The sequence below is a fragment of the Streptomyces sp. NPDC048523 genome (assembly GCF_043199815.1).
Classification (GTDB): Bacteria; Actinomycetota; Actinomycetes; order Streptomycetales; family Streptomycetaceae; genus Streptomyces.
Genome location: NZ_JBICWQ010000003.1, coordinates 719,206 through 745,277, shown reverse-complemented (window position 1 = coordinate 745,277; position 26,072 = coordinate 719,206). Strand labels below are relative to the sequence as shown.

General features: G+C 69.4%; 21 protein-coding genes. 2 read left to right on the top strand and 19 right to left on the bottom strand.

Annotated features, from left to right (window positions below; translation table 11 throughout):
- Positions 1-19 precede the first annotated feature (19 nt).
- Positions 20-871 carry a transglutaminase-like domain-containing protein gene (locus ACGFWE_RS19275; protein WP_352390332.1) on the top strand — a complete coding sequence of 284 codons (852 nt, stop codon included), beginning with the start codon at positions 20-22 and terminating at the stop codon, positions 869-871.
- Between the two features lie 64 nt (positions 872-935).
- Here the strand turns inward: ACGFWE_RS19275 and ACGFWE_RS19270 are convergent, their stop codons facing one another.
- The 8 genes from ACGFWE_RS19270 to ACGFWE_RS19235 all read right to left on the bottom strand — a co-directional run bounded on the left by ACGFWE_RS19270 (position 936) and on the right by ACGFWE_RS19235 (position 8,745).
- Positions 936-1,553, bottom strand: coding sequence for a response regulator transcription factor (locus ACGFWE_RS19270; RefSeq protein ID WP_352390333.1), 618 nt, complete (start codon positions 1,551-1,553; stop codon positions 936-938).
- Positions 1,550-2,746, bottom strand: a complete 1,197-nt coding sequence (locus tag ACGFWE_RS19265) for a sensor histidine kinase (RefSeq protein WP_393600818.1) — start codon at positions 2,744-2,746, stop codon at positions 1,550-1,552. Before ACGFWE_RS19265 ends, ACGFWE_RS19270 begins: the two co-directional genes overlap by 4 nt.
- A 5-nt stretch (positions 2,747-2,751) precedes the next feature.
- Positions 2,752-3,492 (bottom strand): ABC transporter permease, encoded by a 741-nt coding sequence (locus tag ACGFWE_RS19260; RefSeq protein WP_352390334.1) that lies wholly within the window; start codon positions 3,490-3,492, stop codon positions 2,752-2,754.
- A complete protein-coding gene (locus ACGFWE_RS19255; protein ID WP_393600551.1) occupies positions 3,489-4,400 on the bottom strand; it encodes an ABC transporter ATP-binding protein in 912 nt (303 codons plus the stop codon). Before ACGFWE_RS19255 ends, ACGFWE_RS19260 begins: the two co-directional genes overlap by 4 nt.
- A 109-nt stretch (positions 4,401-4,509) precedes the next feature.
- Positions 4,510-6,921, bottom strand: coding sequence for a hypothetical protein (locus ACGFWE_RS19250; RefSeq protein ID WP_393600550.1), 2,412 nt, complete (start codon positions 6,919-6,921; stop codon positions 4,510-4,512).
- A 248-nt stretch (positions 6,922-7,169) separates the two neighbouring features.
- Entirely contained in the window at positions 7,170-7,580 is a 411-nt protein-coding gene (locus ACGFWE_RS19245) for a DUF6113 family protein (protein WP_393600549.1), read from the bottom strand.
- Complete coding sequence (mshB, locus tag ACGFWE_RS19240) at positions 7,577-8,464, bottom strand: N-acetyl-1-D-myo-inositol-2-amino-2-deoxy-alpha-D-glucopyranoside deacetylase (protein ID WP_393600548.1); 888 nt, start codon at positions 8,462-8,464, stop codon at positions 7,577-7,579. The genes ACGFWE_RS19245 and mshB overlap by 4 nt, the downstream gene beginning before the upstream one ends.
- 86 nt (positions 8,465-8,550) lie before the next feature.
- Entirely contained in the window at positions 8,551-8,745 is a 195-nt protein-coding gene (locus tag ACGFWE_RS19235) for a hypothetical protein (RefSeq protein WP_352390339.1), read from the bottom strand.
- Positions 8,746-8,922: 177 nt separating this feature from the next.
- On the opposite strand from ACGFWE_RS19235, the gene ACGFWE_RS19230 reads away from it, so the two are divergent.
- On the top strand, positions 8,923-11,043 hold the full coding sequence (locus tag ACGFWE_RS19230) for a prolyl oligopeptidase family serine peptidase (protein WP_393600547.1): 2,121 nt from the start codon (positions 8,923-8,925) through the stop codon (positions 11,041-11,043).
- 130 nt (positions 11,044-11,173) lie between these two features.
- On the opposite strand, the gene ACGFWE_RS19225 is transcribed toward ACGFWE_RS19230, so the two are convergent.
- The 11 genes from ACGFWE_RS19225 to typA all read right to left on the bottom strand — a co-directional run bounded on the left by ACGFWE_RS19225 (position 11,174) and on the right by typA (position 26,025).
- On the bottom strand, positions 11,174-12,211 hold the full coding sequence (locus tag ACGFWE_RS19225; RefSeq protein ID WP_352390341.1) for a dipeptide ABC transporter ATP-binding protein: 1,038 nt from the start codon (positions 12,209-12,211) through the stop codon (positions 11,174-11,176).
- Positions 12,204-13,178: an ABC transporter ATP-binding protein gene (locus tag ACGFWE_RS19220; protein ID WP_352390342.1), complete on the bottom strand. Its 975-nt coding sequence runs from the start codon at positions 13,176-13,178 to the stop codon at positions 12,204-12,206. Before ACGFWE_RS19220 ends, ACGFWE_RS19225 begins: the two co-directional genes overlap by 8 nt.
- 375 nt (positions 13,179-13,553) lie before the next feature.
- The gene (locus ACGFWE_RS19215; RefSeq protein WP_352390343.1) at positions 13,554-14,522 is read right to left on the bottom strand and encodes an ABC transporter permease; all 969 of its coding nucleotides are present in this window, start codon (positions 14,520-14,522) and stop codon (positions 13,554-13,556) included.
- Complete coding sequence (locus ACGFWE_RS19210; protein ID WP_352390344.1) at positions 14,515-15,438, bottom strand: ABC transporter permease; 924 nt, start codon at positions 15,436-15,438, stop codon at positions 14,515-14,517. The genes ACGFWE_RS19215 and ACGFWE_RS19210 overlap by 8 nt, the downstream gene beginning before the upstream one ends.
- A gap of 7 nt (positions 15,439-15,445) precedes the next feature.
- Complete coding sequence (locus ACGFWE_RS19205; protein WP_352390345.1) at positions 15,446-17,089, bottom strand: ABC transporter substrate-binding protein; 1,644 nt, start codon at positions 17,087-17,089, stop codon at positions 15,446-15,448.
- 430 nt (positions 17,090-17,519) lie between these two features.
- Positions 17,520-18,653 (bottom strand): oligopeptide/dipeptide ABC transporter ATP-binding protein, encoded by a 1,134-nt coding sequence (locus tag ACGFWE_RS19200; RefSeq protein WP_352390346.1) that lies wholly within the window; start codon positions 18,651-18,653, stop codon positions 17,520-17,522.
- A gap of 13 nt (positions 18,654-18,666) precedes the next feature.
- Entirely contained in the window at positions 18,667-19,728 is a 1,062-nt protein-coding gene (locus ACGFWE_RS19195) for an ABC transporter ATP-binding protein (protein ID WP_352390347.1), read from the bottom strand.
- Positions 19,729-19,743: 15 nt separating this feature from the next.
- The gene (locus ACGFWE_RS19190; RefSeq protein WP_352390348.1) at positions 19,744-20,721 is read right to left on the bottom strand and encodes an ABC transporter permease; all 978 of its coding nucleotides are present in this window, start codon (positions 20,719-20,721) and stop codon (positions 19,744-19,746) included.
- Positions 20,722-20,819: 98 nt separating this feature from the next.
- The gene (locus ACGFWE_RS19185) at positions 20,820-22,625 is read right to left on the bottom strand and encodes an ABC transporter substrate-binding protein (protein ID WP_352390349.1); all 1,806 of its coding nucleotides are present in this window, start codon (positions 22,623-22,625) and stop codon (positions 20,820-20,822) included.
- Between the two features lie 100 nt (positions 22,626-22,725).
- Positions 22,726-23,745: an ABC transporter permease gene (locus tag ACGFWE_RS19180; protein ID WP_352390350.1), complete on the bottom strand. Its 1,020-nt coding sequence runs from the start codon at positions 23,743-23,745 to the stop codon at positions 22,726-22,728.
- 372 nt (positions 23,746-24,117) lie between these two features.
- Entirely contained in the window at positions 24,118-26,025 is a 1,908-nt protein-coding gene (typA, locus tag ACGFWE_RS19175) for a translational GTPase TypA (RefSeq protein ID WP_352390351.1), read from the bottom strand.
- Between the last annotated feature and the right edge of the window lie 47 nt (positions 26,026-26,072).

Here is a 26,072-nt window from a genome sequence, read left to right as displayed (position 1 = left end):
GAAAGGGCACGAGCCAGCTATGCGTCCCCCGTTTCCACCACCGCCCGAACGTTCCGCCGAGCTCCGGAGGCGGTTCGCCGAAGAGGCGCGGTCCGAGCGGCCCGATCTGTCCGCGCTGTGCCTGCTCGTGGGGGCGCAGGCCGACGGGGCGCTCGACGAGGCCGGCATCGACGCGGCCCAGATCGAACTCGACGCGCTGGCCGGTCAGTTGCCGTTCCGGCCGGGCGGGCCGCGGTCCTGGGCGGTGTCGTTGCGGGAGCTGCTGGGCGACCGGTGCGGGTTTCGCGGCTCCGCCGCGGACTATCAGCGGCTGGAGTCCTCGTTGCTGCACGAGGTGCTGGTACGGCGGCGGGGGTTGCCGATCCTGTTGTCGGTGGTGTGGATGGAGGTGGCCCGGCGGGCGGGAGCTCCCGTGTACGGGGTCGCTCTGCCGGGGCATTTCGTGGTGGGGTTCGGGCCGCCGGAGGAGCAGGTCCTGGCTGATCCCTTCGACGGGGGGCGGGTGTTGAGCGGGGGTGACGCGGAGCTGCTGGTCGCCGGGGCGACGGGGGGTTCGCTGGATCCCGCGATGCTGGGTCCCGCCGAGCCGCTGGAGGTCGTGCAGCGGATTCTGAACAACGTCCGGGCCTGGGCCGCGACTCGGCCCGAACGGTCCGATGTGGGCCTGTGGGCCGTGGAGCTGGCCCTGCTGCTCCCCTCCCATCCGGCGCGACTGCGGTACGAGCGGGCGCAGTTGCTGGTGCAGCGCGGTGACTTCGTCGAGGGCGCCGGGGAGTTGGAGGCGTACGCGGGGGTGGTGGCCGCGGTGGACGAGGCCGCGGCGGACCGTCTGCGGCAGCAGGCCCAGGCCGCGCGAGCGAGGCTGAACTGAGGCCGTCCTGGCGCCTACCGGTCCGTTGTGGCTGGTCGCGCAGTTCCCCGCGCCCCTGAGTGGGTCACAGCCAGCCCTTCTCCCGCGCGATCCGGACCGCCTCCGCCCTGTTGCGTACCGCCAGCTTCTGTATCGCCGTCGAGAGGTAGTTGCGGACCGTGCCCTGGGACAGGTGGAGGGTCCGCGCCAGCTCCGCGTTGGTGGAGCCGTCGGCCGCCGCGCGCAGGACCTCTCGCTCCCGGTCCGTCAGCGGGTTCGCGCCGTCCGCCAGGGCCGCCGCCGCGAGCGTGGGGTCGATGACCCGCTCCCCCGCCAGCACCTTGCGTACCGCCTGCGCCAGTTGGGCCGCCGGGGCGTCCTTGACGAGGAAGGCGTCGGCGCCCGACTCCATCGCGCTGCGCAGATAGCCGGGGCGGCCGAAGGTCGTGAGGATGACCAGTTTGACCGCCGGGAGTTCCCTGTGGAGCTGGGCCGCCGCCTCGATGCCCGTCGCGCCCGGCATCTCGATGTCCATGAGGGCCACGTCGATGTCGTGGGCGCGGGCCGCCGCCAGGACCTCGTCGCCGCGGGCCACTTGGGCGACGACCTCGATGTCGTCCTCCAGGCCGAGCAGGGCGGCCAGGGCCTCGCGGACCATCGACTGGTCCTCGGCGAGCAGGACCTTGATCGTGCGGCTCGTCATGAGGCGGATCCTACGTCGGCCGCGGGGCCGGCGGGCACACGGGCGACCAGGCGGAAGCCGTGCCGGGTGCCGGTGGCCTCCAGGGTGCCGCCCGCCTTCTCCAGGCGCTCGGTGAGACCGGTGAGACCGTTGCCCGGGCCGCCTCCCGAGCCTCCGGAGCCGTCGTCCTCCACGGAGAGTTCGAGCACCGGACCGTCGAGGGTCTGGCGGCGCAGCAGTTCCACCGTGCAGCGCCGGGCCCCGCTGTGCCGTACGACGTTGGTGACGGCCTCGCGCAGCGCCCACGCGAGCGTCGACTCGCTCTCCTCGGGGACATCGGCCAGGTCGGGTTCGGTGGGGAGCTGGGCGGTGACCCCGGCCGCGGTCAGGGCCACCTGGGCGCCCGCCAGTTCGCCGGCGAGGCGTGGCCGGCGGTATCCGGTGACGGCCTCGCGCACGTCCACCAGTGCCTGGCGGCTGACCTGTTCGATGTCGGCGACCTGCTGGGCGGCCTTGTCGGGATGGCCGGGCAGCATCCGGCCCGCGAGCTCGCTCTTCAGCGTGATCAGGGACAGGGAGTGGCCGAGGAGGTCGTGCAGGTCACGGGCGAGGCGCAGCCGCTCCTCGTTCGCGGCCAGTTGGGCGACGGTCGCGCGGGCCTTGCGCAACTCCACGGTCGTGCGCACGAGTTGGCGGACGCCGGTCATGGAGTAGCCGACGAGCAGCACGACGAGGAACAGTCCCCAGGCCGAGTCCGGGTCGGTGCGCAGGCCCACCAGCATCAGCGAGAGGGTGTTCACCGGAATCGCCCAGTACGCGGCCCGGAGGGGGAAGGTGACACCGCAGGCCACGGAGACGTACACGAACAGTCCGAGCCAGGAGCCGCCGAGGCTCAGGGTCAGGACGATCGCGAGCAGCCAGAGCACACCGACCAGGGCGCAGACGATCCGGCCGGGGAACGCCCGGCCCATGTTCCGGAAGACCAGCGCCAGATAGGTGCCGGTGAAGACCGTGAGGCCCGCCCAGCCCGCCGCGGTGGCCGAGCCGGTGTGGTGGCCGGAGGCCAGGTCGCGCACCGGTGAGCCGAGGAAGACCAGCCACGGCACGATCCACACCAGTTTGCGGATGACCTCGGCCCGGTTGCGGGGCGGTTGGCCGATGCGCACCAGCCGCTCCGCACGCGCTTCCTCGTCCCCGCCCAGCTCGTCCGTCATCGCGCTCACGCCTTCAACGTGTCCTTCCGGTACAGCCAGGCCGCGCCGCCCGCGAACAGGACGAAGGAGACGGCCAGGATGGCGATGTCCTGTGCGTGCGGGGCGCGGCTCTGCTCGATGGCCTGCCCGAGGGCAGCGTACGCGTGCGTGGGCAGCCACTCGGCGATGTCCTGGAGCCACTGCGGGAAGGTCGTCGTGGGCATCCACAGGCCGCCCAGCATCGAGAGCCCGAAGTAGGTGATCATCGTGATCGGGCGGACCGCGTCACCGGTGGCGAGGTAGCCGATGGCGACGCCGAGCGCGGCGAAGACGAGGCTTCCGGCCCAGATCGCGCCGGTGAGGGCGAGCCACTGCCAGGCGTCGAGGCGTACGTCCTTCACGGCCGCGGCGACGACGAACACGACCACGATCGAGGGCAGGCTCACCACGGCCGCGCTCGCCGTCTTGGCGAGGACATAGCCGCGCCCGGGGAGGGTCGTCAGCCTCAACTGCCGTACCCAGCCGCCCTCCCGTTCCTTCGCTATGCGCTCGCTGTTGCCCATCAGGACGGCGGTCAGGGCGCCGAAGGAGGCCATCGAGACCATCATGTAGGTCGGCAGGGTCAGGCCCGTGCCGTCGACCTTCGTCGTGCTGTCGGCGTTGCCCGCGATGATCAGGAACAGCAGCGAGGGGTACAGCACCGAGAAGAACAGGAACTTGCGGTTGCGCAGGGCGCGGGTGAGTTCCAGCTTGATGAGGCTGTTCACTTCGACTTCGCCTCCTCGGCGGCGGTGATGGCGACGAAGGCCTGCTCCAGACCGAGCCCGGCGACTTCGAGGTTGCGGGGGTGGACGCCGAGGCCGTAGAGGGCGTGGACGGTCGCGTCGGCGTCGGTGGACTGGATGCGGACGGTCTGGCCGGAGACGGCGACGGTGCTGATGAAGGGCAGGTTCCGCAGGGTGACTTCGTCGATCGTGCCCTCCAGGTCGAAGGCGATCCTGCGGGCGCCCGCCTTGGCCTTGATCTCGGCGGCGGTGCCGTCGGCGAGGAGGCGGCCCCGGTGCAGGACGAGCACCCGGTCGGCGGTGGCGTCGGCCTCTTCGAGGTAGTGGGTGGCGAAGAGGACCGTACGGCCCTGGTCGGCCTGTTCGCGCATGGTGGCCCAGAAGGCCTGGCGGGTGGTGACGTCCATGCCGGTCGTCGGTTCGTCCAGGACGACCAGGTCGCTGTCGCCGGCGGTCGCGAGGGCGAAGCGGACCCGCTGGGCCTGGCCGCCGGAGAGCTTGTTGACCTTGCGGTCGGCGATCTGGGCGACGCCCGCGCGGGCCAGCACCTCGGAGGGCCGGTACGGCTTCGGGTGCAGGGCGCAGGCGAGCCGTACCAGTTCGGCGACCGTGACCTCGTCCATCAGGCCGCCGCTCTGCAGCATCGCGCCCACGCGTCCGGCGACGATCGCCTCACGCGGGGTGGTGCCGAAGAGACGGACGCTGCCGCTGTCGGGCTGCTTGAGGCCGAGCAGCAGATCGAGGGTGGTCGACTTGCCGGCGCCGTTGGGGCCGAGCAGCGCCACGGTCTCCCCCGGGCGCAGGGTCAGGGTCAGTCCGTCCACGGCCCGTACTTCGCCGTATGCCTTGCTCACCTGGTCGAACTCGACCACCGGGCTTGTCGTTGTCATACGGTCATGGTGGCTCCGCGGGTGCGGTGGCGGGCAGTGTCGGCCGTCCGGAGTGCCGCATGACAGATGTCATGTCGGGCGGCACTCCGGTGCGGTTCTCGCTGGTCGGTCAGCTCGGGTTCGTGTCGATGACCACGATGCGATCGGCCGCCGTCTTGCCGCGCAGCGCCTTGCCCAGCGCGGAGGCGACATCCTGCGGCAGGACGTCGCGCTTGCCGCTCGCGCCGTTGATCTGCACCCCGGCGAAGGTGGTGCCGTACGCCTCCTTGAGCGCTTCGAGGTCGTACGTCTCCACGAGCTTGCCGCCGACCGCCTTGAAGCCGAGGATCTTCGGCAGGGACAGCGAGCCGAAGTCGATGCTGTGCGTCGCGTCGGTCCGGATGGTGACGCGCTCGGACATCGCGGGCTTCGCGAACTCCTTCATCATCCGGTCGACCTCGGCGTTCGAGACCGACGGCTGCTTGGTGGTCGTCGGCAGCGTGACCGACCCTGCGGTGCCGGTCTCCACCTGGGTGCGGTACGCCTCCTCGACCGCGGTGGTCGACCTGGCGACGTCGATGCCCTTGCCCGCCTTGCCGTACACGGCGACGGCCTTGCCGTTGACGAACTTGATCGTGCCGTTGGTCGCCGAGCCGGCGCCGCCGGAGGCGTCCTCCAGGGCCGCCTGGAGCTTCTCCTCGTCGACCGGCATGACCGGGTCGACGACCCGGTGGTTGCCGAAGAGGGAGCCGATCACGGAGACCGGGTTGTAGTCGCTCTTCGCGGCCGCGGCGACCGTGGCCTGGTCGTCGAGCTGGAGCCCGGCCTGGTCCGGCTTGAGCGAGACGGTGTCGCCGCCCACCGACAGTTTCAGGGCCTGGTTCACGCGGTCGCCGAGGGAGTCGTCGAGTTTCTTGACGGCGTCGTCACGGGTGCCGCCGCCGATGTCCACGCCCAGGACGGTGGTGCCCTTGGGCACGTCGGACCGGTTCATCAGGAGACCGGCGCCGTACGCACCGACGCCGAGGAGGACCACGGTGCCGCCGAGCAGCGCCAGCTTGCTGCGGCCCTTCTTTTTCTTCTTCTTCGACGCGGCGGCCGGGGCCTCCTGCGTCGCGGTGTCGGGCAGCTTCGGGGGCGTACGGCCGTCGGTGGCCGGCCCGCGGGGGGCGCTCCGGGTACCTGACGGTACGACCGGCATGCCGCTGGTGACGGTGTGCCCGGAGACGTTGTCCTGGGCGCCGTAGCCGGGAGCGCCCGATGAGGGGGCCGGCTTCTGCGGGGTGAGGATCGCGGTGTCGTCGCTCAGGCCGCCATGGGGGCCGAGACCGGCACCGGGAGCACCGCCGGGGGCGGGGGCGCCGGGGCCGCCCGGCCGACCGAGGGTGCCGGGGCCGCCCTGAGCGGCCTGACCGGCCTGGCCGCCGTAGCCGTCGGGACCGCCCGGGCCGCCGAGGGCGCCGGGAGCGCCCTGAGCGGACTGGCCGGCCGGACCGCGGTTTCCGCCCGGGCCGCCGGGACCGCCTTGGCCGCCCTGACCGCCGAAGCCGTCGGGACCGTTGAAGGACTCGCCGCCGAAGGACTCAGCCCTGGCGAAGGGGTCCGGTCCGGCGGGCGGCACGACCGGGCCGTCGCCGGTGACCGGGCCGCCCGTCGGGCCCGCGGGCCCCTGGGAGCCGCCCGGGCCACCGGGACCCTGCGGTCCGCCGAAGCCGCCGCCGTAGTCGATCTGACCGCCCTGGCCGCCGCCGTAGTCGATCTGGCCGTTCTGGGCGCCGGGGCCGCCGGGGCCGCTCTGTGCGCCGAAGCCGCCCTGACCCTGCTCCCCGCCCGTGCCGCCGGAGCCGTTCTCGGCGAAGTACGGCAGCTCGTCGCGGCGGGGTTCGGTGCCGCGCGGGCCGGCGTTCAGCGCCTCGGTGACGTCGAAGGAGCCCGTGCCGCCACCGTGGCCCGGAGCCACCGGACCGCCGGTGGCGCCCGGAAGTCCGGCGCCGTTCGTGGCGCCCGGACGGGAACCGCCCGGCACGCTCATGGAACCGACCACCCCACCGGGGCGCCCCGCCCCGGAACGCGCACCACCGTGACGGGGACCGGACGCGCCGGGACCACCGGCACCCGAGCCGGTCGGACCCGCGCCGGTCGCACCCGCTCCGGACGCACCCGCTCCGGACGCACCCGCGGCCGAACCGCCCGGCAGACCGGCCCCGTTGGTGGCTCCGCCGCCCTGAGGCCCCTTGGCGGGGCCGGACTTGCGGGGCGCGAACCAGTCGCTCGGCTTCCCGTCGGCGCCGGGCTGGCCGGCTTCGGCGGGCACTTCGACGGTGCCCGTGGACGGCGCGGAACTCGGCGCCGGCGCCTCGGTCTCGGGACCTCTGTCGCCGGAACTCCCGGTGTCCCCGACGGGCTGGCGCACCACGACCGGCGGGATGGGCCGCGAACCGGGGATGTTGATCCGGATCCGGGTCGTCAGCGTGGTCTCGGTCTTGCGCTCCTCCGGCTGCGTGGCCGAACGGCCCGCGTCCGGACCGCCGTCGGAAGCCATGGGCGTCCCGTACGGCGGCGTGCCCGAGGGGTAGGCGGCTCCGCCGCGCCCGTTGGGCCCGGAGGACGGACTGTCAGTTTCACGACTCAAGGCAGGTTCTCCCGGTTGGCTCCGCCGCCCGTTTCGACCTCACTGCTTCGGGCGCCGGCGGCGCGCACCACCATACTGGCCACTTCTGGCCTGTATCCCACGACCGCCGGGGAAACCCACACGGGACTCGCACGCGCGCGATGCGGAGAAGTGGTACGTCACTTGCCAAGTCGGACGGCGTCGCCGCCCGGTTGCCGCCCCTGGCCAAGGGTGGCGCAGATCACAGCCACAGCCATGCCGCCGAGCAGGAAGAGATAGGAGCCGCTTCCCGCCGCGAAGACGAAGTCGCCTTCCGGACGGCTGGTGGTGAGAAAGATGACGGCGACCATCCAGCCGCCTGCCGGTGCGACGGCTCCGGCACGGCTGCCGGTGGCGCGGGCCCCGCCGAGCAGCAGTCCGGCCTCTCCGAGCAGCGCGAGCAGCAGTCCGCCCGGGAACCAGCCGCCCTGCACCAGCGCCCCGGCGAGCCCCACCACCGCCCCGAGCACGAAGAGGCCGAGGTAGGCGGCCGCCCGTCCGGCGGAGGGGCACTGCAGGGGCTGGGCCAGCATCGGCGTACGGTCGCTCATGACGCGTCCTCGATCCCGGAGAACTCGATCCCGGACAACTCGATCCCGGAGAACAGGTCGGTCTCCTTCGTGGTCCCGCGTTCCCCTCTCACCAATTCGTAGTACTCGGTGGTGAAGAGGGGTTGCGCGAGTTCGTTGGAGAGCGCGAAGTACGCTCCCGACACATCGATCTGGGTCGCGTGCGCGGCCATCGCGGCGCTCTTGGCGGTGGCGTACGCCGTACCGTCGATCTCCGTGGTGACGCGCTCGTCGTCCACCACGCCCGGTACGTCGTCGAGGACGGCGGCCTTGGCGAAGGTGAGGCCCGGCAGGTCGGTGTGGAGCTGCGCGAAGGCCTGCTCACCGACCGTGCGCGGCACCCGGTTCCAGTAGACCTTCGGGATCCGCCACCCGGCGTCGGCGGCGAGCTCGACGGCGCGCATGGCGACGCGGTGGGCCTGGATGTGGTCGGGGTGGCCGTACCCGCCGTGGTCGTCGTAGGTGACGAGGACCTGGGGGCGCACCTCCAGGATCACCTCAACGAGATGACGGGCCGCCTCGTCGACATCGGCCTGCCAGAAGCAGGCCGGGTCGTCGTTGTCCGGGAGGCCCATCATTCCGGAGTCCCGGTAGCGCCCGGCGCCGCCGAGCAGGCGGGAGTCCTCGACGCCGAGCGCACCCAGGGCCTCGGTGAGCTCGCCCCGCCGGTGCTCGGCCAGGGCGGCGCCGGTCAGGTGCCGCAGCCCGGGCGGGATGACCTCGCCGAGTTCGCCGAGGGTGCAGGTGACCAGGGTCACCCGGGCGCCCTCGGCCGCGTACCTGGCCATGGTCGCGCCGTTGTTGATCGACTCGTCGTCCGGGTGCGCGTGCACCAGGAGCAGGCGCCGATCGGGCTGTTCCGTCATGGCCCCAGCCTACGAGGAGCCACCGACAGTCCCGCGCGGCCGGGTCGTCGCGGCGGGGTCGTCGCAGTCGAGTCGTCGCAGCCGGGTCAGAACTTGATGCTGCCGATCATGCCCGCGATGTTGGTCGTCACCTCGCTGATCGTCGGTGCGATCGAAGAGGCGGCGAGATAGAAGCCGAGCAGGATGCACACCAGGGCGTGCCCGCCCTTCAGTCCCGACTTCTTGACCAACAAGAAGACGATGATCGCCAGCAGCACCACCGCCGAAATCGAGAGTGCCACGGCGGCTCACCTCCAAAGATCCCAAGAGCGCGGGGGGTCGGACCGGGGAAGCAGATAAATCCATACGTCAGCCAGCAGGTTCATACCCACTATGCGGTAGTGATCATAACTATCCGGGCCTGCGCATCCGTCGGCGCACGGCCGCACAAGGGGGCGCATGGCCAATATGGTCGGGGCATGACGACCGAGGCTGACTCCTTTCCCCGCCGGCACGCCCGTACCCAGCGCTTCACGCTCGGCGCGCCGCGCGCGTTCTCCGTGGCGCCCGACGGGTCGCGTGTCGTGTTCCTGCGCTCGAACTCCGGCACGAACCGGGCCAATTCGCTGTGGGTGCTCGACACGGCGGACGGCGGGGAGCGCGTGGCGGCCGACCCGCGCGCCCTCCTCGGCGGCGCCGAGGAGCGCCTCTCGCCCCAGGAGCGGGCGCGCCGCGAACGCAGCCGCGAGGGCGGTGCCGGCATCGTCGGCTACGCCACCGACGCGGCCGTCGAGTTGGCCACTTTCGCGTTGTCAGGACGGCTTTTCACGGCGGAGCTGCGGGCCGGCACGGCCCGTGAACTGGCCGTCCCCGGGCCGGTGATCGACCCCCGCCCGGCTCCCGACGGACGGCACATCGCGTACGTCGCCCAGGGCTCCCTGCGGGTCGTGGGCGCCGAGGGCGAGGGCGACCGGGCGCTTGCCGCTCCGGAGTCGGACCACGTCACCTACGGCCTGGCGGAGTTCATCGCGGCCGAGGAGATGGGCCGCACACGGGGATTCTGGTGGTCGCCGCAGTCGGACCGGCTGCTGGTCGCGCGCGTGGACGACACGCCGGTGCGGCGCTGGTGGATCTCCGACCCGGCCCACCCGGAGCGTGACCCACAACACGTCCCGTACCCGGCCGCGGGCACCGCCAACGCGGACGTACGACTGTTCGTGATCGATCTGGACGGAACGCGCACGGAGGTCTCCTGGGACCGGAAGCGCTATCCGTATCTGGCGCATGTGCACTGGTCAGCGGCGGGTGCTCCGCTGCTGCTCGTACAGGCGCGCGACCAGCGCAGCCAGCTGTATCTGGCGGTGCACCCGGAGTCCGGCGCGACCCGGATGGTGCACGCGGACGAAGATCCAACTTGGCTGGATCTTTTCCCCGGGGTGCCCTGCTGGAGCCCTTCGGGACAGCTCGTGCGGATCGCGGACGAGGGCGGCGCGCGGGTACTGGCGGTCGGTGAACGCCCTTTGACCGGACCGCAGTTGCACGTCCGCGCGGTGCTGGACGTCACCGCGCACGACGTGCTGGTCTCCGCGTCGGCCGGCCCGGAGGCCGAGTCCCCTCAGACGGGCCAGGTGCACGTCTACCGGGTGAACGAGCTCGGAATGGAGCGCCTGTCACAGGAACCCGGCGTGCACTCGGCGGTGCGCGCCGGGGGCGCGACCGTGCTGGTGTCGGCGACCCTCGACCAGCCGGGCACCCGCGCGCGGGTCCTGCGGGACGGCAAGGAGACGGCGACCGTCACGTCGTACGCGGAAGATCCCGGTTTGACCCCGCGCGTGACGCTGATCGAGGGGGGCGCACGGAGGATTCCGTGCGCCGTGCTTATGCCGCAGGACTACGCCGGTGACAGCCCCCTTCCGGTTTTGCTGGACCCGTACGGGGGTCCGCACGGGCAGCGGGTGGTCGCCGCGCACAACGCGCACCTGACCTCGCAGTGGTTCGCCGACCAGGGCTTCGCGGTGGTCGTGGCCGACGGCCGGGGCACCCCGGGCCGCTCCCCCGCCTGGGAGAAGGCGGTCCGCGACGACCTCGCGGAGGTGGTCCTCCAGGACCAGGTCGACGCGCTCCAGGCGCTCGCCGCGGACTTCCCCCTGGACCTCTCCCGGGTCGCGATCCGCGGCTGGTCCTTCGGCGGCTATCTGGCGGCCCTCGCGGTGCTGCGCCGCCCGGACGTCTTCCACGCGGCGGTGGTCGGCGCCCCGGTCACCGACCTCCGCCTGTACGACACCCACTACCAGGAGCGCTACCTCGGCCACCCGGACGAGCAGCCGGAGATCTACCGCCGCAACTCGCTGCTCGACGACGAGGGGCTGGTCGACGCGGCCGAGCCGCACCGCCCGATGATGATCATCCACGGCCTCGCGGACGACAACGTGGTGGTCGCCCACTCCCTGCGCCTGTCCTCGGCCCTGTTGGCCGCGGGCCGCCCGCACGAGGTGCTGCCGCTGTCCGGCGTGACCCACATGACACCGCAGGAGACCGTCGCGGAGAACCTGCTGCGGCTTCAGCTGGACTTCCTGAAGCGGTCGTTGGGGATGGCGTAGGGGCGTAGGAACAGCAGCGGGCCGGGACGACATGGCGCGTCCCGGCCCGCTTACGGCACCCGCACGGCCGTACGTCGTAGAGCCTGACGCGTCCGTATATCGGAACCGGGTCGGCCAAGTTGCCTCCGTGTTACTCCGGCTCCTTGGTCGTGACGACCTGCTTCTCCTCCGCGAAGTGGCACGCCGAGTCGTGTGCCGCCGGCCCGCCCGCGAACCGGAACTCCGCGGGCACCGCCAGCGCCGGGACCTCCAGCGCGCAGCGCTCCTGGGCCTTCCAGCAACGGGTACGGAAGCGGCACCCGGACGGGATGTTCGTCGGGGACGGGACGTCACCCGTGAGGATGATCCGCTCCCGGCGCTCGCGGACCTCCGGGTCGGGCACCGGCACGGCGGACAGCAGCGCCTGGGTGTAGGGGTGCGTCGGATGGTCGTAGATCTCCTCGTCCCGGCCGATCTCCACGATCCGCCCGAGGTACATCACCCCGACCCGGTCCGAGATGTGCCGGACGATCGACAGGTCGTGCGCGATGAAGAGGTACGACAGCTCGAACTCGCTCTGGAGCCGGTCGAGAAGGTTGATCACCTGGGCCTGGACGGAGACGTCGAGGGCGGAGACCGGTTCGTCGGCGACGATGACCTCGGGGCGCAGGGCCAGCCCCCTCGCGATGCCGATGCGCTGGCGCTGGCCGCCGGAGAACTGGTGCGGATAGCGGTTGATGTACTCGGGGTTGAGGCCGACGACGTCCAGCAGGTCCTGGACCTTTCTGCGCCGGTCGCCCTTGGGGGCCACCTCGGGGTGGATGTCGTACGGCTCCCCGATGATGTCGCCGACCGTCATACGGGGGTTGAGCGAGGTGTACGGGTCCTGGAAGACCATCTGGATGTTGCGTCGGACCGCCTTGAGCGCCTTGCCGGAGAGCTTGGTGATGTCCTCGCCCTTGTACTTGATCAACCCTTGCGTCGGGCGCTCGAGATTGACGAGCATCTTGGCGACGGTCGACTTGCCGCAGCCGGACTCCCCGACGATGCCGAGGGTCTCCCCCTTGTGCAGCGTGAAGTCCACACCGTCCACGGCCTTGACGGCACCGACCTGCTTCTTGAACAGAATGCCCCGGGTCAACGGGTAGTGCTTGACGAGTCCATCCACTTCCAGGATCGGCTCAACCATTGAGGCACTCCGTCCAGAAGTGGCAGGCGCTCGTGCGTCTGTCGTCAACGTCGTACAGCGGCGGTACGTCGGTGCGGCACACGTCCCGTGCCATCGGGCAGCGGGGGTTGAACGCGCAACCCGACGGGATGTTCATCAAGTTGGGCGGCAGTCCCTTGATCGCGTACAGCTCCTGGCCCTTCTGATCGAGACGAGGGATGGAATCGAGCAGTCCGCGCGTGTAGGGGTGGGCCGGCGCCTTGTAGATGTCGTGGACGGGGGCCTGTTCGACGATCCGTCCGGCGTACATGACGGCGATCCGGTCGGCCACGTCCGCGACGACACCGAGGTCGTGGGTGATGAGGATGAGCCCCATGTGGTACTCGCGCTGGAGTTCGGCGAGCAGGTCCATCACCTGGGCCTGGACGGTGACGTCGAGCGCGGTGGTGGGTTCGTCGGCGATGATCAGCGCGGGTTCCAGGGCCAGTGCCATCGCGATCATGATGCGTTGGCGCATGCCGCCGGAGAACTGGTGCGGGTAGTCCTTCACGCGTTCCCTGGCGGCCGGGATGCGCACCCGGTCCATCAGCTCGACGGCCTTGGCCCGCGCGTCCTTCTTCGACATCCCCCGGTGCACGACGAACATCTCGCCGAGCTGGTCGCCCACGGAGAGCACGGGGTTGAGGGAGGACAGCGCGTCCTGGAAGATCATCGCCATCTCGGCGCCACGGACCTTGCGCCGCTCGTCCTCCTTCAGCTTCAGCAGGTCCTGTCCCCGGAAGACGATCTCGCCCCCGGTGATCCTTCCGGGAGGCATGTCGAGGATCCCCATGATCGCCTGCGCGGTCACCGACTTCCCCGACCCGGACTCCCCGAGCACCGCGAGCGTCTCCCCCGCGTCCACCCCGTAGTCGACCCCGTTGACCGCCTTGGCCACCCCGTCCCTGGTCCTGAACTCCACGTGCAGATCACGCACTTCGAGCAGCACGACGACTCACCTCGGCTTCGGGTCGGGGCGTCGCGAGGGGCGCCGGGGGTGGGGGAACGGGGAGACGGGGAGGGGGTGTGAGGGCGTGGCAGGGGCAACAGGGGCGGGGGCTTGATGGGCGTGGCGAGGCGGCGGCGACGAGACCTCCGACGGCCGCCCCGGACACACGCGTGGCGACCACGAGACGCCCGGCCGCCCGCCCGCCCGAGACTCCATCGCCGCCGGCGCAGCACCGCAGTGAGCCCGGGCTCCTCGCGCGCGACCGCCGGAGCACCACGCCCGCTCGCCTCGCGGACAGCACCACCGGGCCGGACGAGCCCGTGCCGGCGTGACGCCCCTCCACGAAGACCGGCCTGCGGTTGCCGCCACCTCCCCTCACCTCAGTTTCGGGTCGAGGGCGTCGCGGACCGCGTCGCCGAGCATGATGAAGGCGAGGACCGTGATCGCGAGGGCTCCGGCGGGCCACAGGAGCATGTGGGGAGCGTTGCGGACGTAGGCGGAGGCCGCGGAGATGTCGATGCCCCAGCTGACCGTGGGGGGCTTCAGGCCCACGCCGAGGTACGACAGGGTCGCCTCCAGCGAGATGTACGTGCCCAGCGCGATGGTCGCCACCACGATCACCGGCGCGACCGCGTTCGGGGTGATGTGGCGCAGCAGCAGGCGGGAGTTGGAGGCGCCCAGCGCCCTGGCCGCCTGCACGTAGTCGTTCTGTTTGGCGGTGATGACCGAGCCGCGCGCGATGCGGGAGATCTGCGGCCAGCCCAGCAGCACCATGAACCCGATGACCGGCCACACCGTGCTGCTCGTGACGACCGACAGGAGCACCAGGCCGCCGAGGATCACCGGGATCGCGAAGAAGATGTCGGTGGTGCGGGACAGGATCGAGTCCGAGAAGCCCCCGAAGAACCCGGCGAGGCCACCGAGGACCGACCCGAGGATCGCGACCCCCAGCGTGGCGCAGACGCCGACCGTCACCGACGTACGGGCGCCGTACACCGTGCGCGTGTAGACGTCGCAGCCCTGGCCGTCGTAGCCGAAGGGGTGCCCCGGCTGGGAGCCCTCCTGGGCCTTGGAGAGGTCGCACTTGAGCGGGTTGCCCGAGGCGATCAGCGACGGCCACAGGGAGATGACGACCAGGAAGAGGATCACCAGGGCGGAGATGATGAAGACGGGGTTGCGGCGCAGGTCGCGCCAGGCGTCGGACCAGAGGGAACGGGGTCTGTCCTGAGGGCCGGTGCCGTCGGGGCCCTTCTCCAGGGTGGTCGCCTCGCTCACCGCGAGGTCCATCGCGCCGCCCGCTCCGGTCCCGGCGATGGCTCCCTCTTGTTGCTGGGGTTCAGGCATAGCGGATCCTGGGGTCGAGGACGGCGTACAGGAGGTCGACGAGCAGGTTGGCCACCAGGAAGACCAGGACGAGGACGGTGACGAAGCCGACCACGGTCTGGGTGTTCTGGCGCAGGATGCCCTGGTAGAGCTGGTAGCCGACGCCGTGGATGTTGAAGATGCGCTCGGTGACGATCGCACCGCCCATCAGGGCGCCGATGTCGGTGCCGATGAAGGTGACGACGGGGATGAGCGAGTTGCGCAGCAGATGCCTGACGATGACCCGCCGTCTGGGCAGGCCCTTCGCCACCGCCGTACGGACGTAGTCGGAGCGCCTGTTCTCCGCGATGGACGTGCGGGTCAGCCGGGTCACGTACGCCAGTGACACGGAGGCGAGGACCAGGCCCGGCACGAGCAGTTCGCCGAAGGTGGCGTCCGTGGACACCGAGGGCTTGATCCAGCCCCACTCGACGCCGAGGAGCAGCTGGAGCAGCAGACCGGTGACGAAGGTGGGGACGGAGATCACGACGAGGGTGACCAGGAGGACCGAGGTGTCGACGGGACGGCCGCGCTTGAGTCCGGTGATCACGCCCAGGGTGATGCCGATGACGATCTCGATGAGGATCGCGACGATCGTCAGCCGGATGGTCACGGGGAACGCCGTCGCCATCAGCTCGGTGACCTTCTGGCCGTTGAACGCGGTGCCGAAGTCGCCGGTGAAGACGTGCCCCATGTAGGTCAGGTACTGCTGCCAGACCGGCTTGTCGAGGCCGAACTCCTTCTTGAGCTGGGCGGTCGTCGCGGCGTCGCACTGCTTGTCGCCGCACAGGCCCGCGATGGGGTCGCCCATCACGTTCACCATGAGGAAGATCAGCAGGGTCGACCCGATGAACACCGGGACCATCTGGAGCAGCCGCCGGAGGACGTACCGTCCCATGGCGGGGTCAGCCGGCCTTGATCTCGTTGTAGACGGGGACGCTGAACGGGTTGAGCTTCACGTTCGAGAGCCGCTCCGAGTAGCCGGCGCTGCCGTTCTGGTACCAGAGCGGGATGGCCGCCATGTTGTCCCGTACGACCTTCTCGGCCTCCTGGAACTTCTCGATGGCCGTGCCGGTGTCGGTCTCGGCGTTGGCCTCGTTGACGAGCTTGTCGAAGTCCTTGTTGGACCACTTGCCGTCGTTGGAGGAGGCGTTGGTGTAGTAGAGCGGCTGGAGGAAGTTCTGGATGAGCGGGTAGTCCATCTGCCAGCCCGCCCGGAAGGGGCCGCTCATCTTCTTCGCGGTGATCTGGCTGCGGAAGTCGGCGAAGGTGCCGACGGGGTTGCCGACGCAGGCCTTGTCGTTGTCGAGCGCGTTGTTGATGGAGTTGCAGACGGCGTCGATCCACTGCTTGTGGGAGCCGGTGTCCGCGTTGTACGTGATCTTGATCTGTCCGCCGGGGAGTCCGCCGCCCTCCTTGACGAGCTTCTTGGCCGCGGCGGGGTCGTAGTCGCAGGCGTCCCCGCACAGTCCGTCCTGGAAGCCGCCCTCCTTGCCGAGGACCGGGGAGGTCCAGTCGGTGGCGGGGGTACGGGTCTTCTGGAAGATCGTCTCGGTGATCTGCTCGCGGTCGATCGCCCGGGACAGGCCCGTGCGGACCTTCTCCATCCCGGCCTTGTTCCACTTCTTGTCGTAGAACGGGAAGGCGAGGGTCTGGATGATGCCGGCCGGGGTGTTGATGTACCGGCCGCCGAGGTCGTTCTTGACGTTCTTGAGCTGGGCGGCGGGGACGTCGTCGACGAGGTCGAGGTTGCCGGCCATGAGGTCGGTGTAGGCGGTGTTGTTGTCGGTGTAGACCTTGAGGGTCACCCCGCCGTTCTGGGCCTTGTCGGGGCCGGGGTAGCCGTCCCACTTCTTCAGGGCCATCTGCGAGCCCTTGGTGTACGAGTCGATGGTGTACGGCCCGTTGCCGACCGGCTTCTTCAGCCAGGCCGCGTGGTCGCTGAAGAAGGCCTGCGGGAGCGGGGCGTAGGCCGGGTAGCCGAGGGTGTCGGGGAAGGTCGAGAACTTCTGGTTGAGCTTGACGGTGAAGGTCCTCGGGCCGGTCACCTTCAGCCCGGAGAGGGTGTCGGCGGACTGCTTGCCGCCGTCGTCGGGGTGCGTCTTGTCGTAGCCGTCGATGTAGCCGAAGAAGTAGGCGTTCTTCTGGTTGTTCTTGAGGGAGGCCCCGTAGTTCCAGGCGTCCACGAAGGACTGGGCGGTGACCTTCTCGCCGTTGCTGAAGGTCCAGCCGTCCTTGACGGTGATCGTGAAGTTCTGCGAGTCGCTCGTGTCGATCTTCTCGGCGAGCATGTCCTCGGCCTTGCCGGTCTCCGGGTTGTACTTCTTCAGGCTGCGGAAGATCATGTCGAGGACCTTGCCGCCCTGCACCTCGTTGGTGTTGGCCGGCTCCAGCGGGTTCTGCGGGTCGCCCCAGGAGGAGCTCAGCACGGCGCCGCCGTCGGCGCTGCCACCGCTGTCACTGCCGCTGTCCCCACCACCGCAGGCCGTCACCGCGAGGGCTACCGCGACCGCGCAAGCGGCCCATGTGGCGTGCGTGGCTCCACGCATGGAGTGCCTCCTCAAGACTGATCCGTTACCGGCCAATATCGGATCAACGGGGGCACTTCGCACGCCTGGGTAGGCCTTTGGGGGCGCGGGGTGCGGGTGCTGAGGCCGGGGCGCCGGGAAGCCAGGGCCGGGGGCCAGAGCCCGGAGGCCGGGAGCCGGGAGTTCGTAGACCCGGAGTACGGGAGTCCGGGGCCGGAGGCCGGGAGTTCAGAGGCCAGGAGTACGGGAGTCCGGGGCCGGGGGCCGGGAGTCCGGAGGCCCGGAGTACGGGAGTCCGGGGCCGGGGGCCGGGAGTCCGGAGGCCGGGAGTTCGGAGGCCCGGGAGCCCGGGAGGCCCGGGGTCCGGGAGTTCGGAGCCCCGGGCGCACGGCGACCGGGGGCGGAGGTAGTTCGCCTCTGCCCCCGGTCGTGTACGGGAGTACGGGAGTCGTCAGTCCTTGGCCGGTGCCTCCTGGGACGCCGCGTCCTCCAGGGCCTTCAGCGCCGGGTCGAGGACGACGTCCTCGTCACGGGCCGTGGTCGGGTCCTCCGGGAAGTGGCAGGCCGTCAGGTGACCGCCCCGGTTCCCGGAGATCTGGACCAGCGGCGGCTCCTCGCTCGCGCACTTGTCCTGCGCCTTCCAGCACCGGGTGCGGAAGCGGCAGCCGGACGGCGGGTGGATCGGCGAGGGCACGTCACCGGAGAGCCGGATCCGCTCCCGGCCCTCGCCGTCGCCGTCGATGTCGACCTCGGGGACGGCGGAGAGCAGCGCGTGCGTGTACGGGTGACGCGGCCGGTTGTAGATCGAGTCCCGGTCGCCGACCTCGACGATCTTGCCGAGGTACATCACCGCGACGCGCTGCGAGAAGTGCCGTACGACGGCCAGGTCGTGGGCGATGAACAGGAAGGCGATGCCGAGCTCGTCCTGGACCTTCTTGAGCAGGTTGACCACCTGCGCCTGGATGGACACGTCCAGCGCGGAGACCGGCTCGTCGGCCACGATCAGCTTGGGGCTCAGGGCGAGCGCGCGGGCCACGCCGATGCGCTGGCGCTGACCGCCGGAGAACTCGTGCGGGAAGCGGTTGTAGTGCTCCGGGTTGAGGCCGACGAGCTCGAGGAGCTCCCGGACCTTCTTCTCCCGGCCGCCCTCCGGATCGATCCCGTTGACCTCCATCGGCGACTTGATGATCGTGCCGACGGTCTGGCGCGGGTTGAGCGAGGAGTACGGGTCCTGGAAGATCATCTGGATCTCGGACCGCACCGGCGCCAGCTGCCTGCGCGAGGCGTGGGTGATGTCATTGCCCGAGTAGGTGATCTTGCCGGCCGTGGGCTCCAGGAGCCGCGTGATGAGCCGGCCCGTCGTCGACTTGCCACAGCCGGACTCGCCGACCAGGCCGACGCTTTCAGCGACACCGACCGAGAGGTCGATGCCGTCCACGGCCTGGACAGCGCCGACTTTCCGTTTGATCGGGAAGCCGCCGTAGATCGGGAAGTGCTTGGTCAGCCCTTCGACCTTCAGCAGGGTCTCGGGCACGGTGGTGTCGGCTGAGCCCTGCTGTGCGGGGAGGGTGAGGTTGTCGCTCATGTCTCGGTTCTCCCTAGCGCAGCCGGGGCTGGATCTTGTCGATGAAGATGGTCTGCTTCTGCTCCGCCGTCAGATGACACGCGGAGGCACGGCCCTCGCCCAGCGGCGGCCGGGAGTCGGTGCACAGCGTGCCGGGCACCTCGTCCCTGAAGGTGCACCGCGGGTGGAAGGGGCAGCCCGAGGGCGGGTTGAGCAGGGAGGGCGGGGAGCCGGGGATCGGCACCAGTTCCTCGTTGACGTCGCTGTCGAGACGCGGCATCGAGCTGAGCAGACCCCAGGTGTAGGGGTGGCGGGGCGCGCGCATGACCTCGCGCACGCTGCCGCGCTCCACGGCCCGGCCGGCGTACATCACCAGGAGGTCGTCGGCCATGTTGGAGATGACGCCCAGATCGTGGGTGATGAAGATGATCGCGGAGCCGAACTCCTGCTGGAGGTCCTTGAGCAGGTCCAGGATCTGGGCCTGCACGGTGACGTCCAGCGCGGTGGTCGGCTCGTCGGCGATCAGCAGCTCGGGGTCGCACATCAGCGCCATGGCGATCATCGCGCGCTGGCGCATACCGCCGGAGAACTGGTGCGGGTAGTCGTCGAAGCGCGTCTTCGGCTGGGGGATACCGACCTTCTCCAGCATCTGGATCGCCCGGTCCTTCGCCTCCTTCTTGGAGGCGCCGCGGTGCTTCATGAACGGCTCGGACAGCTGGCGGCCCACCGTGTAGAACGGCGACAGCGCGGTCAGCGGGTCCTGGAAGATCATCGCCATCTTGTTGCCGCGGAGCTGCTCCATCTCGCGCTCGGTGGCGGTGACGAGTTCCTTGCCGTCCAGGACGATCTCGCCGTCGACGGTGGAGGTGCGCGGGTTGTGCAGGCCCAGGATCGTCAGGTTGGTGACGGACTTTCCGGAGCCGGACTCGCCGACGATACCCAGGGTCTTGCCGCGCTCGACGTCGAAGGACAGGCCGTCGACGGCCTTGACGATGCCGTCCTCGGTGGAGAACTGCACCTTCAGATCGCGCACTGAGAGGAACTTGTCCGAGCCGGAAGGGGCCGGAGCGTCCTCGGTCTTGGTCAGTGTGGTCACGGGGGTTCGTTCTTCCTAGGAGAGGCGGACGCGCGGGTCGATGAGGGCGTACGCGATGTCCGTGAGGATGTTGATGATCAGGATGAAGAAGGCACCGAACAGCATGACGCCCATGGTCAGCGGGAGGTCCTTGGTCTGCGCGCCCTGGACGGCGAGACGGCCCACGCCCTGGAGGGAGAAGGTGATCTCGGTGACGACGGCACCGCCGAGCATGGAGCTGATGTCGATGCCGAGGACGGTGACGATCGGGATGAGCGAGCCGCGCCAGGCGTAGCGGAAGAAGACGTACGGCTTCGACATGCCCTTGGCCCGGGCGGTGCGCACGTGCTCCTCGGCGAGCTGCTCGATCATCGAGGAGCGCGCCATACGGGTGTACTGGGCGGTGAAGATGGTGGCCATCACCAGGACCGGCAGCAGCATGCCGACGAACCAGCCCCACGGGTCCTCGGTGATCGGGATGTACCTGGGGCTCTCCATCAGACCGGTGCTGTAGACGAGGACCCACAGGACGATGGGGCCCAGGAAGTAGATCTGGAACGAGCTGAGCACCATGGACGCGCCGGTGGCGACCTTGTCGATCATCGATCCCCGCCGGTAGGCGGCGACCATGCCGGCGCCCACACCCACGACCAGGAAGACGACGGCACCGCCCGCGGTGAGGGTCAGGGTCGTCGGGAAGCGGTCCATGATCGTGGACCAGACCATGTCCCCCTGGTTGAAGGAGACACCGAGGCAAGGGGCGCTGCAGTGGCCCTGGGGGAAGTCACGGCCGGTCACGATGCCGGACATGAAGTCCCAGAACTGCTGGGCGATGGGCAGGTTGAGGCCGAGCGCCTCGCGGATGTCCGACAGTCTCTGGGGAGAGCAGTCCTTGCCACAGGCCAGGGAGGCGTAGTCGGAGGGCGCGGCGACGAACAGGAAGAACGTGGCGGCGCCGATGAGGAAGAGGGTGACAAGGGCACCGACCGTGCGCCGGAGGATGAACTGAAACATGGCGGGAGGGCTGCTCTCTGCGGAGACGGTGGAAGGTTTCACGGAGGTGCGGGGGCGCGCTCCGCCTGGTGCGCGCCCCCGCGATCAGCCGTAGAGAGTTACGACTTCAGGTACAGACGGGTCATGTCGATGAGGCTGGACACGCTGCTGTAGCGGGCGCCACCGACGTTGGAACCGCTGAGCTGGAAGCTCTTCGTGTACCACAGCGGAGCACCGGGGAGGACCTTCTCCAGCAGGTAGTGCTGCGCTTCCTTCCAGGTGGCGGCGGCCTCGGTGGGCTGCTGGGTCAGCGCCTTCTGGATGAGGGCGTCGACCTTGGGGTCCTTGACGTGCGAGTAGTTCGGCGAACCGTCGGAGACGAGCGAACCGTCGTAGACCGGCGTGACGACCGTGGCGGCGGACGGCCAGTCCTGGCCCCAGCCCGTGATGTAGATGTCGTACGGGTTGTCGAGCTTGCCGATCTGCTCGTAGTAGCTCGCGGAGTCGACTTCCTTGGAGACGACCTTGAAGCCCGCCGAGGTCAGAGCGTCCTCGATGGCGACCTTGCGCTTCTGGCCGGGCTCGTTGTTGTTGTAGGCGTAGACCAGGGTCTTCTCGGAGGCCGGGACGCCCTTGAGGATCTCCTTGGCCTTGGCGATGTTGCCCTGCGGCGTCTTCAGACGGCCGTACGGGTCGTACTTCGCCTCGTAGCCGGGCAGGGTCGGGGCGAAGTAGTTCGGGGCCACGTCGCCGCCGTACACGCCACCCTCACCGGCGATGAGCGACTTGGAGTTGACCGCGTAGGTGACGGCCTGGCGGACCTTGAGGTCCTTGACCCGGTCGAGGTTGAAGGTCAGGGACATCACGTAGGGCTGGTAGCCCTTGATGGTGCGCTTGTTGACCGCCGGGTTGCCGATGACGTCCTGGATCTGGGTGGACTCGACACCGCCGGTGAACTGGATGGCGTTCTTGTCGCCACCCTGGTCGGAGATCAGACGCTTGGTCTGGGTCGACTCGGTGATGCCGAACTGGAAGTCGAAGCCGTTGACGTACTGGTGACGCACGGAGTCGGTCTTCGGGTCCCAGTTCGTGTTCTTCGCGAGCACCAGGGACTTGCCGGCCTTGTACGACGCGATCTTGTACGGACCCGTGGCGACCGGGGCCGTGTCGTACTTCTCCTTCGTGTCGGTCTTCTCCGGCACGACCGCGTAGCCGGCCATGGCCAGCGTCTGCGGCAGGTCGGGACGCGCCTGGTCGAAGTGGAAGACGACGGTCTTGTCGTCCGGCGTGTCGAGGACCGAGGCAGGCAGGTGCTTGCCGTCGAAACCGCCGCCCGGCAGCAGCTTGCGGTAGTCGGCGGCGTACTTCTTGCCGGCCAGCCACTGCTGCAGGTAGGGCGGGCCGTCGAAGATGAACTTCGCGAACTGGCGCTCGACGGTGTGGCGGATGTCCTTGGACGTGATCGCGTTGCCGTTGGCGTCCTTGACACCGCTCTTCAGCGTGAAGGTCCAGGTCTTGCCGCCGTCGGAGGACTTGCCCGAGTCGGTGGCGAGGTCACCCACGATCCTGACGTTGCCCTTGTCGTCCTCATTGAACTGCGTCAGACGACGGAAGAGCAGGTTGGCGACCTGGCCGGCGTCGGAGACGTAGATCTGGCCCGGGTCGAGGTGCGTGAGGCCCGACTCCTGGTAGACCTGGATGGTGCCGCCGCTCTTGGCGCCGGCGACGTCCGGGGCGGGACCGGTGGAGGCGGCGGCGTCGGCGTAGGTGACCGCCTTCGACTGGGTGGCCGCTTCCTGCTGGTCCTTCTTGGAGTCGGCGCCGGAGTTCGAGCCCTTGTTCTCGGAGCAGCCGGTGAGCGCGAGTGAGCCGGCCGCTATGGCGACCACGATGCCACGCGCTCTGCGCGAGGTGAACGACTTCATGTGGCGAATGCACCTACCTGTCGGTTGTTATCCATGAGTACTGCCTGACGCGGCTGGTAGGCCGACGCGGGGGCGGCAGTCACCCCCCACCAATGGACGGTTACCGCCCGGACTTGGGGTCGAAGGCGTCCCGGACCGAGTCTCCGAGGAGGTTGAAGGCCAGGACGAAGATCACCAGCGCGATGCCCGGGAAGAAGATGAACGCCGGGTCCTGCTGGGTGTAGTTGGCACCCGCGGCGAACAACCGGCCCCAGTCGGGGGTCGGCTCGACGAAACCGACACCCGCAAAGGACAGGAACGCGATGGTGAGGATGGTGCTGGGCAGCTGGTACGTGAACTGGACCAGGATCGGCGTCACCACGTTCGGCAGGATCTCCTTGCGGACGATCCGCCAGGGCGAGGCACCGGAGACCATGGCGGCCTCGACGAACTCCCGGTCGCGCAGCGACAGTACGACGGACCGCACGATGCGGGCCATGCCCATCCAGCCGAGCACCCAGAGCACGATCAGGATCGCCAGCGCCCGGAAGTAGGTGGGCGTCTCCTCACGCGGGTCCACGAAGAACGAGGTGACCACGGGCATGAAGGCGATGAAGAACAGCTGCTGCGGGAACGCGAGGAAGAAGTCGGTGACCCGGCCCAGCCAGTAGTCCGTCCTGCCGCCGAAGTAGCCGCCGACCAGACCGATGATCACGCCCGTGACCATCAGCAGGACCGTCACGCCGAGCGCCATGAGCAGCGAGGTCCGCATGCCGTACATCAGCATGGCGAACAGATCGCGGCCGAACTGCGGCTCCACACCGAACCAGTGGTCCCCGGAGATGCCGCCGAAGTAGCCGAGCGGGAGCCCGAACTCGTCCAGGATCGGCTTGTCCTGATAGGCCGGATCCTGGCCGTACAGCGAGTACGGGTTGGTCCCGCTGATCTTGGTCAGCAGCGGCGCCGCGATGGCGACGACGAAGTAGAAAATCACTACCCAGGCACTGATGACCCCGGTACGGTCGCGCTTGAAGCGCTGCCACATCAACTGGCCGGGAGAACGACCCTCGAGCTTCTGCTCGGCCTTGACAGGCTCGGCGTTCGACTCGAGCTCGGGGTCCAAGGCGACTGGACTGGTCATGTGTGTACTTCCCCCGGGGGGTTGGAGAGTTGAGCGCAGCACAGATACCGGCAGGTTCTGTGGTTTGGGGGAACTTTCGCCAAAGTGTTCAACGCGCGTCAAGGGCGGAAGACATAGGGATCTCCCTACCGGCAATATTTTGAGGAAAAATTGCAAAGATTGACACCTGGTCGCGCTTGACACGTGAGCCGACAGACCGTCAAAACGGACATAACACAATGGATTTCGGTTCACATGTCCGAAACACGATCGGCCGCTTACCGATATCCGAACGCTGTCTCATGGATCGCGGACAGGCTTTCGCGGGCACACCGAAGGCCCGGTTCCCCGAGTGCCGGAGAACCGGGCTGCCGACAGTCGCCGGCGGTCGGGTCAGGCGTTCTTTGCGCGGCTCGCGGCGCGGGCGCGCTCGCGGGCGTCCAGGTTCACCTTGCGGATACGGACCGCCTCCGGGGTCACCTCGACGCACTCGTCGTCGCGGCAGAACTCCAGGGACTGCTCCAGGGAGAGCTTGCGCGGCGGGACGATCGCCTCGAACGAGTCGGCCGAGGACGACCGCATGTTCGTGAGCTTCTTCTCCTTGGTGATGTTCACGTCCATGTCGTCGGAGCGCGAGTTCTCGCCGACGATCATGCCCTCGTACACCTCGGTGCCGGGGTCGACGAACAGCACACCGCGCTCCTGGAGGTTCGTCATCGCGAAGGCGGTGACGGCACCGGCGCGGTCGGCGACCAGCGAGCCGTTGTTACGGGTCGTAAGCGTGCCGAACCACGGCTCGTGGCCCTCGTGGATGGAGTGGGCGATACCCGTGCCGCGCGTGCCGGTCAGGAACTCGGTCCGGAAGCCGATGAGGCCGCGGGAGGGAACGACGAACTCCATGCGCACCCAGCCGGAACCGTGGTTGGACATGTTGTCCATCCGGCCCTTGCGGACACCCATGAGCTGCGTGACCGCGCCCATGTGCTCCTCGGGCACGTCGATGGTCATGCGCTCGACGGGCTCGTAGACCTTGCCCTCGACCTCCTTGGTGACCACCTGCGGCTTGCCGATGGTCAGCTCGAAGCCCTCACGGCGCATCTGCTCGACCAGGATCGCCAGGGCCAGCTCACCACGGCCCTGCACCTCCCAGGCGTCGGGGCGCTCGGTGTCGAGCACGCGGAGCGAGACGTTGCCGACCAGCTCGCGGTCCAGACGGTCCTTGACCTGACGGGCCGTGACCTTGCGGTCCTTGACCGCGGCCTTGTTCTCCGCGCCCTTGCCGGTGCCACCGCGGCCGACCAGCGGCGAGGTGTTGGTACCGATGGTCATCGAGATCGCCGGCTCGTCGACCGTGATGAGCGGCAGCGGGATCGGGTTCTCGGGGTCGGCGAGGGTCTCGCCGATCATGATGTCCGGGATACCGGCGACGGCACAGATGTCACCGGGTCCCGCCTTCTCGGCGGGCTTGCGGGTGAGCGCCTCGGTCATCAGCAGCTCGGTGATACGCACGTTGGACATGGTGCCGTCGCGCTTGATCCACGTGACGGTCTGGCCCTTGCGCAGCTCACCCTGCTCGACGCGCAGCAGCGCGATACGGCCGAGGAAGTTGTCGGCGTCCAGGTTGGTGACGTGCGCCTGGAGCGGGGCCTCGGTGTCGAACTCCGGGGCCGGGACGTGCGAGAGGATCGTGGAGAAGAACGGCTCCAGGCTGTCGCTGTCCTGCGGGACCGTGCCGTCCTCCGGCTTGGTCAGCGAGGCCACGCCGTCCCGCGCACACGCGTAGACGATCGGGAACTCGATCTGCTCCTCGTCGGCGTCGAGGTCGAGGAAGAGGTCGTACGCCTCGTTCACGACCTCGTCGATGCGCGAGTCGGGGCGGTCCGTCTTGTTGATGCACAGGATGACGGGCAGGCGGGCCTGCAGTGCCTTGCGCAGCACGAAGCGGGTCTGCGGCAGCGGGCCCTCGGAGGCGTCGACCAGCAGCACGACCGCGTCCACCATCGACAGACCGCGCTCGACCTCGCCACCGAAGTCGGCGTGGCCCGGGGTGTCGATGATGTTGATGGTGATGACGTCGCCGCCATCCTTGGGGTGGTACTTCACGGCCGTGTTCTTGGCCAGGATCGTGATGCCCTTCTCACGCTCCAGGTCGTTCGAGTCCATCATGCGGTCGTCGAGCGATTCGGCGGCGTGCGCGGCGAAGGCGCCTGCCTGCTTCAGCATGGCGTCGACAAGAGTCGTCTTGCCGTGGTCGACGTGGGCGACGATGGCGACATTGCGGATGTCGTGGCGCGTGGCCATATTGCGGCGTACTCCCAAGTGGTGAGAAGGCCCTGCTACGAACGTCC

What these genes read in the sequence shown, in the direction of transcription:
- ACGFWE_RS19215 (WP_352390343.1), bottom strand. Translation starts at nt 14,522, where the DNA reads ATGCCTGAACCCCAGCAACAAGAGGGAGCCATCGCCGGGACCGGAGCG.
- ACGFWE_RS19205 (WP_352390345.1), bottom strand. Translation starts at nt 17,089, where the DNA reads ATGCGTGGAGCCACGCACGCCACATGGGCCGCTTGCGCGGTCGCGGTA.
- ACGFWE_RS19255 (WP_393600551.1), bottom strand. Translation starts at nt 4,400, where the DNA reads ATGACAACGACAAGCCCGGTGGTCGAGTTCGACCAGGTGAGCAAGGCA.
- ACGFWE_RS19245 (WP_393600549.1), bottom strand. Translation starts at nt 7,580, where the DNA reads ATGAGCGACCGTACGCCGATGCTGGCCCAGCCCCTGCAGTGCCCCTCC.
- ACGFWE_RS19200 (WP_352390346.1), bottom strand. Translation starts at nt 18,653, where the DNA reads ATGAGCGACAACCTCACCCTCCCCGCACAGCAGGGCTCAGCCGACACC.
- ACGFWE_RS19250 (WP_393600550.1), bottom strand. Translation starts at nt 6,921, where the DNA reads ATGGCTTCCGACGGCGGTCCGGACGCGGGCCGTTCGGCCACGCAGCCG.
- ACGFWE_RS19190 (WP_352390348.1), bottom strand. Translation starts at nt 20,721, where the DNA reads ATGTTTCAGTTCATCCTCCGGCGCACGGTCGGTGCCCTTGTCACCCTC.
- ACGFWE_RS19180 (WP_352390350.1), bottom strand. Translation starts at nt 23,745, where the DNA reads ATGACCAGTCCAGTCGCCTTGGACCCCGAGCTCGAGTCGAACGCCGAG.
- ACGFWE_RS19265 (WP_393600818.1), bottom strand. Translation starts at nt 2,746, where the DNA reads ATGACGGACGAGCTGGGCGGGGACGAGGAAGCGCGTGCGGAGCGGCTG.
- ACGFWE_RS19225 (WP_352390341.1), bottom strand. Translation starts at nt 12,211, where the DNA reads ATGGTTGAGCCGATCCTGGAAGTGGATGGACTCGTCAAGCACTACCCG.
- ACGFWE_RS19210 (WP_352390344.1), bottom strand. Translation starts at nt 15,438, where the DNA reads ATGGGACGGTACGTCCTCCGGCGGCTGCTCCAGATGGTCCCGGTGTTC.
- mshB (WP_393600548.1), bottom strand. Translation starts at nt 8,464, where the DNA reads ATGACGGAACAGCCCGATCGGCGCCTGCTCCTGGTGCACGCGCACCCG.
- ACGFWE_RS19230 (WP_393600547.1), top strand. Translation starts at nt 8,923, where the DNA reads ATGACGACCGAGGCTGACTCCTTTCCCCGCCGGCACGCCCGTACCCAG.
- ACGFWE_RS19275 (WP_352390332.1), top strand. Translation starts at nt 20, where the DNA reads ATGCGTCCCCCGTTTCCACCACCGCCCGAACGTTCCGCCGAGCTCCGG.
- ACGFWE_RS19270 (WP_352390333.1), bottom strand. Translation starts at nt 1,553, where the DNA reads ATGACGAGCCGCACGATCAAGGTCCTGCTCGCCGAGGACCAGTCGATG.
- typA (WP_352390351.1), bottom strand. Translation starts at nt 26,025, where the DNA reads ATGGCCACGCGCCACGACATCCGCAATGTCGCCATCGTCGCCCACGTC.
- ACGFWE_RS19185 (WP_352390349.1), bottom strand. Translation starts at nt 22,625, where the DNA reads ATGAAGTCGTTCACCTCGCGCAGAGCGCGTGGCATCGTGGTCGCCATA.